The following is a 15665-nucleotide window of genomic DNA, read 5'->3' as shown; positions in this document are numbered from 1 at the left end:
ATAGAAACTGAATATATTTTGTTGAATTATAAATATCTAAAATTATGAAACGACCTTACTTACTATTAGCCTGTCTTTCTCCCGTAGCTTGCCTGATGGCCGCAAGCGGACAAAAAGGAGGAAAAAACAAACAGAAGGTGAATGACCGACAACTGCCGAATGTGGTGTTTATCTATGCAGATGATTTGGGATATGGCGATCTGGAATGTTATGGAGCTAAAAATGTACAAACTCCTAATGTTAACCGTTTGGCATCCGAAGGTATTCGCTTTACTAATGCGCATGCTACTGCGGCTACCAGTACTCCTTCACGTTACTCCATGCTTACGGGAGAATATGCCTGGCGTCGTCCGGGAACGGATGTAGCGGCCGGAAATGCCGGAATGATTATCCGTCCGGAAGATTACACGATGGCCGATATGTTTAAAAATTCCGGTTATGTGACTGCTGCTCTCGGTAAATGGCATTTGGGACTGGGAGATAAAAGCGGAGAGCAAGACTGGAATGCTCCACTTCCCGCTGCATTGGGGGATTTGGGGTTTGACTATTCATACATTATGGCTGCTACTGCCGACCGTGTGCCCTGTGTATTTATTGAAAATGGAAAAGTGGCAAACTATGACCCGAGTGCCCCTATTGAAGTCAGCTACCGCAAACCTTTTGAAGGAGAACCTTTAGGGAAAGATCATCCGGAGCTGTTGTATAACCAGAAGCACAGCCATGGACATGATATGGCTATCATAAACGGAATCGGCCGCATCGGCTATATGAAAGGGGGAGGCAAGGCCTTGTGGAAAGATGAAAATATTGCCGACTCGATCACTACACATGCCATCAACTTTATTCGCGAACATAAGGATGAACCGTTCTTCATGTATTTTGCAACGAACGATGTGCACGTTCCGCGCTTCCCACACGAGCGTTTCCGTGGTAAGAATCCGATGGGGTTGCGCGGAGATGCCATTGTACAGTTCGACTGGAGTGTAGGGCAAATCCTGGAAGCACTTGACAAGCTGGGACTTTCTGAAAACACGTTGGTTATTCTTTCCAGTGATAACGGTCCTGTTGTGGATGATGGTTATCAGGATCGTGCAGAGGAGTTACTCAACGGACACAGTCCGGCAGGTCCGCTGCGTGGCAACAAATATAGTGCTTTCGAAGGCGGAACCCGTATCCCCGCCATTGTGCGCTGGCCTAAGAAAATTACTCAGCCGCAGGTGTCGGATGTATTGGTTTCACAAATCGACTGGCTGGCCTCTTTAGCTTCCCTGGTTGATGCAAGGGTTCCCAAAGGAGCGGCTCCCGACAGTTTTGACCGTCTGGGCAACTGGCTGGGAACGGATTCTACCGACCGTCCTTGGGTGATTGAGCAAGCCGCTAACCATACACTGTCAGTACGTACCAAGGACTGGAAATACATTGAACCTAACGACGGCCCTCACATGATAACCTGGGGACCTAAAATAGAAACGGGTAATCTGAGCATTCCGCAATTGTATGACATGACTAAAGATTATGAACAGGAGAATCTTGCTGAAAAGAATCCAGCCAAGCTTTTTGAATTGCAAACCATTTTGAGAAAAGTGCGCAATAAAACTTATAGAGCTTTATAAAAGTTGTAACAATTCTTGCATTCTATTGTTATTCTATTTAATTTTGGCAACGAAATTCGGTATTTAGAAACATAAAATTCTGAGAATATGTCAGTAAATAAAGTGATATTGATAGGAAATGTCGGTAAAGACCCTGAAGTGAGATATTTGGATACAGGTATTGCTGTAGCCAGTTTTCCTTTGGCTACGACCGACCGTGCATATACTTTGTCGAATGGTACACAAGTGCCCGAACGGACCGAATGGCACAATCTTGTCCTTTGGCGCGGACTGGCAGAAACTGCCGAAAAGTATGTACATAAAGGTGATAAGCTCTATGTGGAAGGGAAAATAAGAACCCGTTCTTATGATGACCAGAATGGGGCTAAACGCTATGTTACCGAGATTTTTGTGGATAATATGGAAATGCTCACTCCGAAAGGTACCGGTTCGGGATCGTATGCTCCGACACAGCAGCAGGCTGCTGCTCCCGTGCGACCTCAATCGCAACAACCGCAGCAACCGGTGTCTTCGCAAGATAATTCGGCGGATGACCTGCCGTTTTAATGGTTAATGGCTACAAGTTAAGAGTTAGAATTGCCATCCGGCATCTAACCTTAACTTGTAGTGATAACCTTTAGCTGACAACTTGTGGCACATGATTTGCATGTAGCTACTTATTATTAACTTAAAACCAATATTTTGGACCCAGACGCTTATTTATGCCAGTTGGCAGAAATTTTTAACGGAATATCCGTAAACACACCTTCATTATCGGCAATAATAGCCATTGTTCTGGCAGGTTTGCTCCTGCTCGCTTCGGGCTTTGCTTCGGCATCCGAAATCGCTTTCTTCTCACTTTCGCCTTCCGATCTGAATGATATAGAAGAAGGCAATCATCCTTCTGATGGGAAAATCAGCAATCTGCTCGCAGACTCCGAACGTTTGTTGGCAACCATTCTTATCACAAACAACTTTGTGAATGTTACCATTATCATGCTCTGTAACTTCTTCTTCATGAATGTCTTTGTCTTTCATTCGCCTCTTGCGGAGTTTTTGATACTGACTGTTATCCTGACTTTCCTCTTGTTGCTTTTCGGAGAGATTATGCCTAAGATCTATTCGGCCCAGAAGACATTGGCTTTCTGCCGTTTCTCCGCTCCGGTCATCTATGTGTTGCGTAAAGTATTTGCTCCTATCTCTGCTGTGTTAGTACATTCTACGGCTTTCCTGAATAAACATTTTGCCAAAAAGAATCACAATATATCGGTTGACGAACTTTCTCATGCCCTTGAACTGACCGACAAGGCCGAACTTACGGAAGAAAATAATATACTGGAAGGCATCATTCGTTTTGGTGGAGAGACAGCCAAGGAGGTTATGACTTCCCGCCTCGACGTGGTCGATCTTGATATACGTACTCCTTTTAAAGATGTAATTCAATGTATTATCGACAATGCATATTCCCGTATCCCTATTTATTCCGGTACACGCGATAATATCAAAGGAGTGCTTTATATTAAGGACTTGCTGCCCCATCTAAATAAGGGGGATAATTTTCGTTGGCAATCATTGATTCGTCCCGCCTATTTTGTGCCTGAGACTAAAATGATTGACGATCTTCTGCGTGACTTCCAGGCAAATAAGATTCATATTGCTATTGTTGTGGATGAATTCGGTGGTACATCGGGAATTGTGACAATGGAGGATATCATTGAAGAGATCGTTGGGGAGATTCATGATGAATATGATGATGAAGAGCGTACCTATACGGTGATTAACGATCATACCTGGGTGTTTGAGGCTAAAACACAGTTGACCGATTTTTATAAGATTACGAAGGTCGATGAAGATGATTTTGACAAAGTAGATGGAGATGCCGATACACTGGCCGGACTGTTGCTCGAGATAAAGGGAGAATTTCCGGCACTCCACGAGAAGGTTCTCTATCATCGATACGAATTTGAAGTGCTGGCTATGGACAGCCGGAGAATCCTGAAAGTGAAGTTTACCGTTAACGAGCCTTCCCCAGAGGAAGAAACCTCCTGATATCTGTTTTTACCATGGCTTTGTTGCGGGAATATAAAGAAATTGCTTATCAGTGGGGAATCTGGAAAACAGAAGAGTCCACGGAAGAACTTTTGGCACTGTTGCCCGATCCGGAAAGATATGAGCAACAGTTGACGCGTTTTTCTTCACCACATCGTAAATTGGAATGGCTTTCCGTACGTGTATTGCTATATCAGTTGTTAGGGGAGGAAAAGATAATTGAATATGCTCCCAGTGGCAAACCCCGTTTGGCGGACTCTTCTTATTTCATCAGCATTTCTCACACTCGCGGTTATGTCGCGGTTATACTGAGTCCCAGGTCCGAAGTGGGAATCGATATCGAGCAATACGGGCAGCGGGTGCACAAGGTCGCTCATAAATATATGCGTCCGGACGAGTTGATTTCTGAATATCAGGGAGAAGATACCTGGTCTTTACTTTTACATTGGTCAGCAAAAGAAGTGATGTTTAAGTGTATGGATGCTTCAGAGGTCGATTTTAGGGAGCATCTTCGCATCATGCCGTTCCAGGTATGTGAACACGGGGAGTTTCCGGCGGAAGAATACCGTACGGAACATAAGAAGAAGTTCATGATCCGCTATTTGCTGCATCCGGACTTTGTGATGACGTGGCAGGTGACATCTGCGTATTCCGTGAATGAATGTGATACCCCATGAAGAAAATACAATGATAAAGCGTATCCTATTATTGGCGATCGTTATTGGGGGCGGTATGACAACTTGCAGGCCGGCAAAGATATATATGAAACTGGAGAAGATTTATGGTTTAAAGCCTATCAATTGGATGCCAAATCGTTTGCGCTGTCGGAACAAAGCGAAACACTCTAAATCTTATAACCGCAGTTTGTGGACGGAGAGGAAATAAGAAAAATCGCTGGAAAATTCTTTCAAATGATATTTCCGGCGATTTTGCTTATTTCTTTAGTTTGTAACTCAACGCTCCCGACGGACACATTTTGATTTGAGCAATCAGTTCTTCCGTGGTAGCATTCTCCATCTTTATCCACGGACGTTCTTTCGGGTGATATACGTTAGGCAGTGTCTTTACGCAGATTCCGGCATGCCGGCAGAGTTCCGGTTGCCATACAATGGTTAGTTCGCCATTGCTGTATTCTATTTGTTTTCCCATAACTGTTTTTATATTATTGAATGTGAACACCACGAAGTACAATACGCTTCCATTCCGGATGTTTGTGTATGTATCCCGCCACGAACGGACAGAGAGGAACCAGGCGCAAGCCCTGCCGTTCAATGTCAGTGAGAACTTTCTCTGCAAGTTGTGAACCTATTCCGTGTCCTCCCAAGGCGGCCGGTACTTCGGTATGGGTCAGATAAATCTCGCCATTTAAGGATTTTATGTATTCTATCCGGGGAACATAACCTTCAACATGAAATTCATATTGATGTTTTTCTTCATTGTCTATCAGTTCATAATTTTCAGTCATAATTTTCTTTCTTTTAAATCTTGTTTTATTCTACAACATTTAGAGGATAAACTTTGTTTTCTCCGCTTGTTTATTTATGAATCATTTAAACAATAGAATGACGCGATATAACTTTAACAGATAATAATGATTCATGGCAAAACAAATGCATAATCTTTCTGTTGATATTTGACTTATGCGGAGCAACGGTGCCTCGCTTACAAAACTACCATACGGGAAGTATCTTGGTTTTAGGATACTGATTTCTGAGTGATTGAACGAATTGTTTTATATTTAAACTTTAGAGATTATGAATGGAAGAGTAATACAGATCTTCTGCATGGTAGTTGGCATGGTACTTGCTTCCTCTTGCGGAGACGAATGTCCGGTAGAACAACCTTACTCGGTTCGGGTATCTGTTAAGGACAAGAACTATTTGAATATATCGCAGTTTCCACAGTTGAGCCCGGTAGACGAAAATCTGCCTTTCCGGACTTATACAGGAACTCTCTATTACGCTCTGTATGATGCATCTACCGGGGCATTGATCAGAGAGTCGGCGGTCATCTCTACAGAAGGTGAAGAAAAGGAATACACCCTTGCTTTTCCGGGCATACCCGACGGTGATTATAAATTGGCCGTATGGGGAAATCTGACCACGGACTATCCCACCGGTATCTTGCATCAGGATGGGAAGGAACATACTGATATTTATGTGACAAGCAGGGTCTTGCATTTCTCTCCCGATTATCAGACAGAAGAATTGACACTGGAACGGACGAAGGGAAAGTTGTTACTGCTCTGTTCCAATTTCCCGGCTGAGATAACACGTATTGAACAGAATGTAAGTCATGTTTATCAGTCGACGGATGCGGGCCTCAATTATGCCGGAAGCACTCAAGTTGACAAAAATGTGCCGTTCACCAATGTCCTGGAGACAGTGCTTGCACCCTCTTCGGTAGATGGACATTCAAAGTTAGCTTTAACTTTCTATGCCACCGATACGAGAGCTTCTGAATCTCCTTATTTGAAATTGCCCGAAATGGAAGTGGACATGCGGCGTAATGAAATAACCGCTGTCTCTATAGACTACAATACATCAGAAGGAATCTGGGAAATCAAGATGTTTATCCGTGGGGAATGGCTCACGATACATCGCCTGGATATCTACTGATCTCTTTTTCCTTATCTATTTATTTAAACTAAACTTTGCTATTATGAAAAAATTAATGTTTCTGGTGGCAGCAAGCCTCTTTGTATTTGCTGCTTGTTCCAGCGAAGATGATCCTTCGTCTGAAGTGAATCCTGAAAATAATGGGATTACATTTGAACTGTCCGCGGTTAATGGTCTGACAGATGGGATTGGAACCCGAATGCCGGTGTATAGCCAGGAGGCTACACAGCATGTCACTCGTGTCAGTGTTTATGCTTTTATGCAGAACGGTTCGACTTATCTGCATCAAAAGACCTATGATATCACCGGCTGGACCGATGGTACTACTTTCAAACGTTTTGCCGTTCCCGATGCTGACAAGCTTCCTGCAGGGGTATATAAGTTTTTGGCTGTAGGCCGTGACGCAAGTGACCGCTTCTCTGTGACTACGCCGACTTCCGGTAATACCAATTATACGGATATGCTTGCTACTATCGTGAATTCGGGCGATGAATCGGAAATCTTTGCAGGTTCGGCCGATGCGGAAGTAATGGCTCAGGGCGGAACTCGTGTCAGCATTGAGATGACCCGTAAGGTGGCCGGTGTACTGGGATACTTCAAGAATGTTCCTCAAGTGCTTAACGGAACCACTGTGAAGTATTTGCGTCTGAAAGTCAGCAACTCCAATCAGCAGGTGAATCTGACTAATGGTGTAGGTATCAATACTGCCGCTACTCCTTATAATATAATAGATATGGATCTTTCCGGCCAGGCTGTTTCCAACGGCGTGTATGTGGGCAACGATTTGTCCGGACAGGGAGTGGTGAAAGTGCCTAATTCACAATTGGGAGGTTCGTTCTATATGCCGGTTAGTGGCGTGAGCATGACTTTAGGACTTTATGATGCGAGTGGTACCGCTATAAAAGAGTGGACCGTGAGCGACACTAATAGTTCGGGAGCAACACAGTTTAATCTGATGGCAAATCATTTTTATGCATTAGGTGTGAAAGGTGCTACGGGTAGTGTGGATGGCGGAACACCGGGTAACCCGGGTGACGATGATGCTCCGGTAGATTTGCTGACCGATCAGAATATTGTGATCACTATCAGTCCGGCATGGGAATTGATACATAACCTGGTAATTCAGTAAAAGTAACTCAAAAACAGAATCATGGTATGGCTATGAGAAAGGCAGGCTATATAACTATCCTTCTGACGGGATTTCTGGCAACGCTCTTGTTGGGCAGCTGCTCAACAGATGATGTTGCCGAACTCCCCTTGGAAGAAGGGGTTCCGGTCCGTTTTGAAATAAAGCGAGACGGGGTCATGAGTCGTGCGCCGGGAGATGCAGCTCTTTCTGTCAACAGGATACTGATTCTGCCGTTTCGGAAAACGGATGAAGCATTGCCAAACGATGCAGCTAATTTCGTTCCGGAATATAGCGCAGCCCGACAATTGGATGTCAATTCGTTTCCGGCAGTAGTCACGATGCTTAATCTTTCAGCAGCCTCTACCTATCAGTTGTTGGTGATCGGATATAATCGGAGTGATTATGATTTTGCCAGTGGCGGAGGTGTAACGAAGCGGTTTAATATCGGTTCGACTGGTAATCCGGCTACGTTGGCTAATTTGTATTTGCAACCGGTTAATCCGACGGTAGTTCCGGAGTTCTTTTCGTGTTTCGGAAGTGGTTACCAGGGTACAACGTTGGTTGGCCCTCTTTTTAAACCTTCGCAAATCAATTATGTGACAGGTACGCTGAAAAGGCTGGTTAGTCGTTTAACACTCGAAGTGACCGATATTCCCGCATATGTCAACTCTATGACGTTGATAGCCGAGCAACTTGTGACGGCTACCCGTGCAACGGATGGGACGGCACTGGCATGGCAAACAGTCGGTGACAGCGGTATAAAAACGTTGGCTACTCAAGCACCGGTCTCGGGGAAAGTCAGTTTCAACCAGTTTCTACTGGCTATTCCGGATAGTAGAAAGACCTTATTTTATCTGGATGTGTCCTATGGAATCTTCACTGAACGTTATACGGTGAAACTGCCGGATACTCCCGGTGTGGTTTCGGGAAACCGGATTATTTTTACTCCTAATCATTGGGTGAAAGTGACCGGAAGTTATGCGAATATCAATATAGGTTTCACTTTGGCAGGAAACATCAACTTGGATGACAATGCCTGGGATGGCCTTCAATAGAAACTGAAAGCAAAAAGAACCGGAGATGAAAACGAAAGTGATAATAATGATAAGCCTTTTTCTTTCTCTCTTCCTGACGGGATGTGAGAAAGAACTGGTCGAAGTGCCCGGTGAAGACCCCGGGCAACTTCCTCCGGAAGGTAAGCCTTCGGACTTGCCCGACGGATATTTTGAAGTAATCTTCTCTGCCGGATACGGAGGAGTTGATACCCGTACGCCCGTCACGGGGACCGATTCACGGGTTCGTCACCTGCGTTACGTCATTTATAAGTCGACAGGTGAGTTTGTGAAAGAAAAGGTGGTGCTGAAGACTACGGATGCTGCTCCTTCCTGGCCGATGGCTGCCTTGAAAGATACGCTTCCGAAAGGACAATATACAGCCGTATTTCTGGCCAATGTAGAGAAAACACAGTTCCCGATTCCCGTTTCGGGCGGGGGAACCAACTATGCGGATGTGTTGACGAATTACCAGACAACGCGTGCGAATGCCCGGATCGTGCTACCCGGTGCGGAGTTTACCGACACCTCGGAATTTTATCTGGCCAATGTATCTTTCTCGGATACCTCTGCCCAACCTTATGTACTGTTGCAGCGCATTATCAGTATGCTGAATTTGCGAAGAGTGTTTGTGGATGCACAAACCGCTTTGAATTCTCTGACCAACAATATTGTGACGCAAGTAGGGTATAGGAATATAATCCGGACGACGGTACAAGGAGTTTTGCCAGGATTACTGAAAGCGGCAATGGATTTAGGGGTGGTTGGTAATGTTGTCTATAATGTTGTTGGCGGGCTCGATGCCGCAGTCAATCTGGTGGTGGCAGCATTGTTGGAACCGGTCGTGGATGCACTGTATGCACAACTTTTGCAAGGGCTGGTCAATCAGATAGGGCTGACTCTCTCCGGTAATGCTACGCAGAACGGTGCATTGGGAGCGTTGGGCGATTTACTGAATCCCTGGAGGGGCAGTGATGCTGCTTATGCTTTAGTGACCATAAACAATTTCCCGAAGACTGCGGACTTAGACCTGAATGTGAAGGATTTCTATACGGGTAATCATCGTTTCCGGTATGGATTCACACCTACACCCGGTACGACGAATAGTGAGAAAGATATTCTGATCAGAGGTTTTCATGGCCTATATGATGTGCGGGAGATTCATGTTGCCAAACCCGGACTGATCTCCGGATTGTTGGTGGACGATGTGATTGACGGTCCGTTGTTGCTGAATGGAGTATTTGTGAATATCACAGATCCGATACAGGCAACAGTCAATACGAATTACAGGTATCGTTCGAACTATTCGTTTGTCAGCCTGGGGTTGAAATCGTATGCACAGCAGAACGACGGAAACCATTCGCTGACACTCTCTGTACAGTTGAAGAATATTGCTAACCTGGATGGTATATTGGGAGGAATCCCCTTGCTCGGTCCTGTGCTGAATGGAACCGTTAAATTATTGATTGGTAATATAACGGTTACCGTTCCGGTGAATCTTCCTTTGCTTGGAACCGATAACCTGACGCTGTCCGGTAGCTGGAGTACACCACCGGTGCAGTATTAAAAAAATAACATGGGGTTGTGTCAAAACGTTGACACAACCCCATGTTTGTATTAATTATTTAAAAACTATGCTTGAAGGGAACCAATATTTACCTGTATAGTCAATTATTTGCTTTTGTGTTCCGGATTGACCATCAGCCACATAAATATTAGTATTTAAATAATGCGTACCATAGCCATCCTCAGTGTAAATAAGATAGACATCTCCATTTTGAGGATTCACTTGTATTCCTGCACCATATATTGATCTGTCTTTGGAAGGGGCTTTGAAAAATTCTTGAGCAGTCTTGCTTTCCGTATTGTATTTGTAGATGTTTTTTCCATAGTAACTATCACCATAATTACCTGGCACAGTAGTAGTATTAACTATATACAATGCATTTTCAGTTGTAGATGCACATAATCCTGTAGGAGTATATGCCCATTGATTATAAAACACATTTATATTATCAGGTAACTCAACAGTGGCTTCGTCCAACGTTTTAGGATTGATTTTTATTAACGATTGGCCGTTGGCGGCCCAGATATTCCCATCTTTGGTCTGCGCGAATCCTGTTTTCATTAAAGCGGTTAGTTTTTTAACGAAAGAGAGGTCGGAAGCTTTGTAGATCTTTATTGTATCCATATTATTTACGAATACATAGTCCCCTGATTTAAAGATGTCTTTACAGCCGTTCTCGTTGGCTGACTCGCTATTGAGTTGTGGCAGCATATTGCCGATAGATAATGGATTTAAATTAATTTTATAGGCACCTCTGCTTGCGGTCAATATACCTGTAGTTTCATTAATCGTGCAGAAACTGTTCGCTTGTCCGTAGTCTAATTGTTCTTCTATTTCTGTACTTAATTGTTTCGTGATATTGAAGTTAGCTAGTTCAATTTGGGTTAAATATGGAGCATTTTTAGCTACAATATACATATATGAATCTTGAATAACTCCAACAGTTCCTGTTTGACCAAGTGATTCAACAATGTTAAAGTTCCATTTTCCATCTTTATAATAATTTACGGAAGCTGGATCGTGGCCTGCCCATCCTTCGTTAATGACATAGAAACCACCGTAATATGCGAAAACATCTACTGTTATCTGGGCTTTATCCGTGTTCCCTTTAGAGTCTTGTGCTTCGAAAATGATTTCGTGCTTTCCTCCAACCGAAGTGTTGAAAGTGTAATTAACTTCGTTGGCTACCTCTTTGCCATCTATTTTCCAAGAATAGGTTTTAGGGCTAATTAGGTTTAGTTTAGGCTTTAAAGTTAAATTTTCACCTTTAGCAATGATAGTGTCATTGGGAAGACTCAGATTTTCGAAATTCGTAGGATAATAATATTTATCATCATCGTCATTACATGAAGAGATGATTATTGGTAAAGCACAAAGTGCAATAAAGCACATTTTAGTAATTAAAGCATTTACTTTTTTCATGTTACAAAAATTAAGTATATAAATAAGTGAGATAATTATTTCTTGTAGTGCAAATCTTCCACCGCCTGTATCTCCGTAGAAGCTTCACCCAGCCAGCCGCAGTTCTGGTTGACCGCTGTATAAATCTTCACGAAGTCGATACCGTCCAGATGAACCGGCTTTCCGTCTTTATCTACCGCCCAGTCTATCTTGAATTGAGAATATTCCGTATTGTTCGGGTGGTTGTCGGCATATCCCCAGGCATAACAGTAGCCTACCCAATGCTCGGGCATGCCCGGACGCGGCTCGTTGATGGAGTTGTCCGCCAGGCGGCTTCCGCGGAATGTGATTTCAGCCGGCATCCATGCCGGATAATAAGAACCCTGGGTGTGATACGTGTTCCGGTAGATGTATCCCTCTTTGCCTTGATTGTCTTTCCACTTCACATCCCCGTCTGCCGGAGTGGGACGGTAGTAAGTGATTTCGTAGTTGCGGATGGTGGCAGGCGAGTTATATTCGCTTCCTGCCAATTCGTACCACTCATCATCCGGCTGTCCGTTGCCATTCGTGTCTTTGGATACGAGTACGATTCCCGGTTCGGAGTTTCCTCCGGGTTTATCCAGCAGCGTGCCATACATATCATAATAGGCGTTGCCGTATATCTTGAAGTCATATTCACCGGGGACGTTGCGGATGGTATGGTCGAATCCCACGGTAATGTTGCCCCCGAATCCTCCGAGAGTGAAGAGGCAGGTGGTGCGGTCCTGCAGCAGTTCGGTGGCGCGTGCCAATACCTGAACGTCGGTGAATCCCTCTTCGTAAGCTGTATAAGAGGTATTCATATATTGTGATGGCGCCGGATTGTACTCCAATACTTTATTAGCGAAGGCACCTGCTTCCGGGTCTGCGGGATTTTCGTCGGGATTGCCTTGCGAGGCTTTGTTCCGGAACAGGACGGTATTGGAGTTGATTCCCACATTGGGCAACTTAAATATAAGTTGTCCCTGCGGGCTGAAGCAGAGCACATCGCCTTTCACCTTGTAGTCGTAAGCGTCGGTGATGTAGATGTTTCCGCTGTAAGGGTTGACACTGATGCTGTAAGGAGTACGTATCGCGGTGCCGTCCGTGATGAAGTTTTCCCGTTCCGTCTTTCCGGTTTTCAGGTTGAACACTTTGATTTGCGAGTCCTGAGTCCGGTAATCATAATTGTATAAATAGGCCATGTTGTCGTGGATGGTGAAACTCAACACCTTTTCGTCGAAGGTCCGTACCACTTGATCGGTATGACCGTCTATTTGCACGAAGTGATAGTCCCCCGCTTCGATATTCTCGCCGTGCGTGGCTACATAGATGTTTCCGTCCGGTCCGGCCTGTATCTTTCCCGGATTGGGACCTACTTCTATCTTCTTGATTTCGGTAAAAGAAGGGATGTCGATCACGGATACCGTACGGTCTACCCCGATGCCTTCCCAGTCCAGACCTCCGGAGTTGGAGACATACAACTTCCCGTTCTGCACACAAATGCCGTCGGGATTCCTGCCTGCCCGGGTCAGTGCATCGATAGAGAGGGAAGCGGTATCTATCCGCGCAACGGTTCCGTCAAAGGAGCATACGTATGCTTTTCCTCCCTCGAAGGCGATGTTACGGGGTTGCCGGGAACTGCCGTTCTCCGATAACATCGGTATCTGTTTGACAGACTTTCCGCTTTGCAAGTCGACTACTTCTATCTGGCTCGATACATTGACTACGATATAGAGTTTGCTGCCATAGATGGCCATATCGTTGGCGGTATCTCCCAGGCCGCGTCGGTTGATGCTGCGGAAGTAGTCGGTATTCAGCTGATTGTTCTTGAAGGAATACAAAGCGAGCGAACTGTTGTTCAGGTTGAAGAGCCCTTCGCTGAGAATGTAGAGTTCGGCTGTTCCGGTTTCGACAGGCATACCGTCGCCACCGCCCGAAGGAGTATCCGTGTCTTCCAGGTCGTCACACGAGGCGAAGAGAAGCAGGAAGAGGAGGAAAAGGAAGCTCCCGCCTCCAGCTCCTCTCCGGAAGCGAGGAGAAGAATTGCTTCTGCTGTTATTAAATGGGTTCATTTTCATATTGCTGTTTCTTTTGATAATTACTGATTCAATGTCTGGAGCATCTTTAGTATCTTACTTTCATCGTCACTCTCACCGAGCGTCCCGGCATGGGGAAGTTCTTCACTATCTCGTAATTCTTATCCAATAAGTTCAGCACTTCCACTGTCAGGGATGTGTTTACGTTACGGATGCGCTGATCGCGGCTGACGGATACACTATGGTCGCTGTAACTGTCCAGCCGGTTTTCGCGGAGGTTCTGCCCCAGCATATAGCGCTTGCCCGAAAAGAGGAACGAGTAGGAGAGGTTCACCCACGGAGTCTCGATACCGGCTTGTCCCGATCCGGATACGCGGGGTGTATAGGCGATTTGTTGCTTGTAGGTTTTTCCTCCCGGTTCGGTCATATCCAGTGCACGCTGATAAGTGTAGTTCCCCGAAAGGTTCACCCGTAGTTTCTCCCAGAGTTGCAGACTGATGTTTCCGGCAACGTCGATTCCTTTGATGTCCACTTTGCCGAGGTTCACCATGCTCCATATAAAGAGGTTCTTGGTGGGGATGGCGATGATTTTGTCTTTCACCTTATTATAATAAGCATCTGCCGTGACGGATACGTAGGGGATCAGTTCATTGATCGACCGGCTGTACGTCAGTCCCAGGTTGTATTGTGTGGTGCTTTCCGGTTTCAGGTTCGTGTTGCCCACCTGCCCGTAGTACAGGTCGTTGAAGCTGGGCAACCGGAAGATGTCTTTATAGAACAGGCGGATGCGGAACTCTTCGCCGGCAAAGGGCTTGAACGACGCGCTGACGTACGGAGAGAGTTTCCGCCGGTTGGCTGCGGCGCTGCCTTGGCGCACCTCTTCGTTGATGACCGTTGCCAGTACCGAGGCGGATGCCGTCAACCAGTCGTTAACGTATTTTCCGGCAAAAGCCGTCAGCCACGAATAACGGGTAGGATATGCGAAATCTTTCAGGTTCGCGTTCAGCCGGTTGATGCTCGCGTCTGTCGAAAGCGAAAAAGAGAGGTTGCTGAGCACCCGGTAGAGCGCCGAAGCCGAGAGGTAATACTCTTGCTGGTAATAACTGTTCTCCGTTTTGCCTTCCGAACCTTTATAGTCGGGGTCGAGATAACGTTGGTAGCTCCAGTTCCATTTGGCCGAAGTCTGGAAGACCCATTGGCGGCTGAATTCTTTTTTGTATTGGCTTTGCACGAAGACATTCTTGTCCCAGAGATGCTGTGAGGAGTAGTCGTAATAATAAGTCGTGGCATTGGGCAGTCCGCGGGACGACTGATAGTAATAGGCCTTTAGTCGCCATTGTTCCGTATCCGAGAAGTTGCCGAACAATCCCGCTTCGGCACGGAGGTTTTTCACTTCCGTGTTTTTCCGTTTCTCACGGGAGGTCAGGTCATTGTCCTCGCCATAATGCAATGTGAAAGGATAATGACCATCGGCCGACATCCACTCGCCGTTGGCGGAGAGCACCCATTTGCGGCTCAGTTTCTGTTCGATCAGGAGAGACGGATTGACCAGTCCCCACGAACCCGTTTTGAACGAGGCGCTCAGGTTGGTACGCCGGTTGTCTTTGAATTGCGGTGTCAGCGTCTGTATGTTCAGTATCCCGGCGGAAGCGAAAAACCTTGCGGGCTGAAAGATATTATCACTCTGTCCGTTGCTGAGTGACAGGCGGTCTACATTGTCCAGTGAGAAACGTCCGATGTCTATTTGCCCCGTCTGGCAGTCGCTGATCGTTATTCCGTCATATCCCACGGCGGTATGCTCGGCTCCGAGACTCCGCAATGAAACGGTTTTCAGTCCGCCGATGCCGCCGTAGTCTTTCACCGTAACTCCGGCAAAGTGTTTCACGGCATCCGACACTTGCAATACGTTGAGGCTTTTGAGTTCTTCTTTAGAGAACACCTGAGTGGGAGCCATGGCTCTCACTTCGCGGGTGTGGTATGCTTCGGCAACGGTTACTTCGGGGATTGAATAAGTACGGGCAGTATCTGCTTTCTGCTGCTGGGCGGAAAGCGAAACGGTAAGAGCCTGGCAGCAACAGAAAGCAACACAGGAGTATAATAGCTTAGGTAATCTGAGTATATTCATCTTTGTTTTTTGTTGTTAAAATGTCCGGACGAACTCACTTCGGCCGGACACACTAAATAAACTTGGCAGAGTTTA

Annotated in this window: 13 protein-coding genes; 8 read left to right on the top strand and 5 right to left on the bottom strand. The window is 45.7% G+C overall.

Annotated elements, in window-relative coordinates:
• Nucleotides 1-44 precede the first annotated feature (44 nt).
• The 4 genes from KO473_RS03410 (at nt 45) to KO473_RS03395 (ending at nt 4318) form a co-directional block, all read left to right on the top strand.
• Complete coding sequence (locus KO473_RS03410) at nt 45-1613, top strand: arylsulfatase (protein ID WP_122130495.1); 1569 nt, start codon at nt 45-47, stop codon at nt 1611-1613.
• A gap of 87 nt (nt 1614-1700) precedes the next feature.
• The gene (locus tag KO473_RS03405) at nt 1701-2159 is read left to right on the top strand and encodes a single-stranded DNA-binding protein (RefSeq protein WP_122130496.1); all 459 of its coding nucleotides are present in this window, start codon (nt 1701-1703) and stop codon (nt 2157-2159) included.
• Nucleotides 2160-2294: 135 nt separating this feature from the next.
• Nucleotides 2295-3641 (top strand): gliding motility-associated protein GldE, encoded by a 1347-nt coding sequence (locus tag KO473_RS03400; RefSeq protein ID WP_032556458.1) that lies wholly within the window; start codon nt 2295-2297, stop codon nt 3639-3641.
• Between the two features lie 14 nt (nt 3642-3655).
• Nucleotides 3656-4318 carry a 4'-phosphopantetheinyl transferase superfamily protein gene (locus tag KO473_RS03395; RefSeq protein ID WP_032556459.1) on the top strand — a complete coding sequence of 221 codons (663 nt, stop codon included), beginning with the start codon at nt 3656-3658 and terminating at the stop codon, nt 4316-4318.
• 256 nt (nt 4319-4574) lie between these two features.
• On the opposite strand, the gene KO473_RS03390 is transcribed toward KO473_RS03395, so the two are convergent.
• Nucleotides 4575-4790 carry a (4Fe-4S)-binding protein gene (locus tag KO473_RS03390; protein ID WP_005786366.1) on the bottom strand — a complete coding sequence of 72 codons (216 nt, stop codon included), beginning with the start codon at nt 4788-4790 and terminating at the stop codon, nt 4575-4577.
• Between the two features lie 13 nt (nt 4791-4803).
• Nucleotides 4804-5106: a GNAT family N-acetyltransferase gene (locus tag KO473_RS03385; protein ID WP_122130497.1), complete on the bottom strand. Its 303-nt coding sequence runs from the start codon at nt 5104-5106 to the stop codon at nt 4804-4806.
• 289 nt (nt 5107-5395) lie between these two features.
• On the opposite strand from KO473_RS03385, the gene KO473_RS03380 reads away from it, so the two are divergent.
• From KO473_RS03380 to KO473_RS03365, 4 genes are read left to right on the top strand one after another with little or no spacing between them, the layout of a single operon-like run.
• Nucleotides 5396-6259 carry a FimB/Mfa2 family fimbrial subunit gene (locus KO473_RS03380; RefSeq protein WP_122130498.1) on the top strand — a complete coding sequence of 288 codons (864 nt, stop codon included), beginning with the start codon at nt 5396-5398 and terminating at the stop codon, nt 6257-6259.
• Nucleotides 6260-6302: 43 nt separating this feature from the next.
• Nucleotides 6303-7388: a FimB/Mfa2 family fimbrial subunit gene (locus KO473_RS03375; protein ID WP_032541355.1), complete on the top strand. Its 1086-nt coding sequence runs from the start codon at nt 6303-6305 to the stop codon at nt 7386-7388.
• Between the two features lie 26 nt (nt 7389-7414).
• Entirely contained in the window at nt 7415-8443 is a 1029-nt protein-coding gene (locus tag KO473_RS03370) for a hypothetical protein (protein WP_122130499.1), read from the top strand.
• A gap of 25 nt (nt 8444-8468) precedes the next feature.
• On the top strand, nt 8469-10007 hold the full coding sequence (locus KO473_RS03365) for a FimB/Mfa2 family fimbrial subunit (protein WP_122130500.1): 1539 nt from the start codon (nt 8469-8471) through the stop codon (nt 10005-10007).
• Between the two features lie 54 nt (nt 10008-10061).
• Here KO473_RS03365 and KO473_RS03360 read toward each other — a convergent pair whose 3' ends face one another.
• Genes KO473_RS03360 through KO473_RS03350 form a run of 3 tightly spaced genes read right to left on the bottom strand, consistent with a single transcriptional unit; the run spans nt 10062 to nt 15590 of the window.
• Nucleotides 10062-11429 carry a DUF5074 domain-containing protein gene (locus KO473_RS03360; RefSeq protein ID WP_005819223.1) on the bottom strand — a complete coding sequence of 456 codons (1368 nt, stop codon included), beginning with the start codon at nt 11427-11429 and terminating at the stop codon, nt 10062-10064.
• Between the two features lie 35 nt (nt 11430-11464).
• The gene (locus tag KO473_RS03355) at nt 11465-13507 is read right to left on the bottom strand and encodes a DUF5074 domain-containing protein (RefSeq protein ID WP_005819224.1); all 2043 of its coding nucleotides are present in this window, start codon (nt 13505-13507) and stop codon (nt 11465-11467) included.
• A gap of 46 nt (nt 13508-13553) precedes the next feature.
• Entirely contained in the window at nt 13554-15590 is a 2037-nt protein-coding gene (locus KO473_RS03350; protein WP_005819225.1) for a TonB-dependent siderophore receptor, read from the bottom strand.
• Nucleotides 15591-15665: the final 75 nt, after the last annotated feature.

Source organism: Bacteroides sp. HF-4919 (assembly GCF_018860125.1).
The sequence above is the reverse complement of the archived record's forward strand: the minus strand, read 5'-3'. Positions and strand labels throughout refer to the sequence as shown.

Excerpts from the sequence above, each read along its gene's own strand:
- KO473_RS03360 (WP_005819223.1), bottom strand. The coding sequence starts at position 11,429 with ATGAAAAAAGTAAATGCTTTAATTACTAAAATGTGCTTTATTGCACTT.
- KO473_RS03350 (WP_005819225.1), bottom strand. The coding sequence starts at position 15,590 with ATGAATATACTCAGATTACCTAAGCTATTATACTCCTGTGTTGCTTTC.
- KO473_RS03410 (WP_122130495.1), top strand. The coding sequence starts at position 45 with ATGAAACGACCTTACTTACTATTAGCCTGTCTTTCTCCCGTAGCTTGC.
- KO473_RS03405 (WP_122130496.1), top strand. The coding sequence starts at position 1,701 with ATGTCAGTAAATAAAGTGATATTGATAGGAAATGTCGGTAAAGACCCT.
- KO473_RS03395 (WP_032556459.1), top strand. The coding sequence starts at position 3,656 with ATGGCTTTGTTGCGGGAATATAAAGAAATTGCTTATCAGTGGGGAATC.
- KO473_RS03355 (WP_005819224.1), bottom strand. The coding sequence starts at position 13,507 with ATGAAAATGAACCCATTTAATAACAGCAGAAGCAATTCTTCTCCTCGC.
- KO473_RS03380 (WP_122130498.1), top strand. The coding sequence starts at position 5,396 with ATGAATGGAAGAGTAATACAGATCTTCTGCATGGTAGTTGGCATGGTA.
- KO473_RS03375 (WP_032541355.1), top strand. The coding sequence starts at position 6,303 with ATGAAAAAATTAATGTTTCTGGTGGCAGCAAGCCTCTTTGTATTTGCT.
- KO473_RS03385 (WP_122130497.1), bottom strand. The coding sequence starts at position 5,106 with ATGACTGAAAATTATGAACTGATAGACAATGAAGAAAAACATCAATAT.
- KO473_RS03390 (WP_005786366.1), bottom strand. The coding sequence starts at position 4,790 with ATGGGAAAACAAATAGAATACAGCAATGGCGAACTAACCATTGTATGG.
- KO473_RS03365 (WP_122130500.1), top strand. The coding sequence starts at position 8,469 with ATGAAAACGAAAGTGATAATAATGATAAGCCTTTTTCTTTCTCTCTTC.
- KO473_RS03370 (WP_122130499.1), top strand. The coding sequence starts at position 7,415 with ATGGCTATGAGAAAGGCAGGCTATATAACTATCCTTCTGACGGGATTT.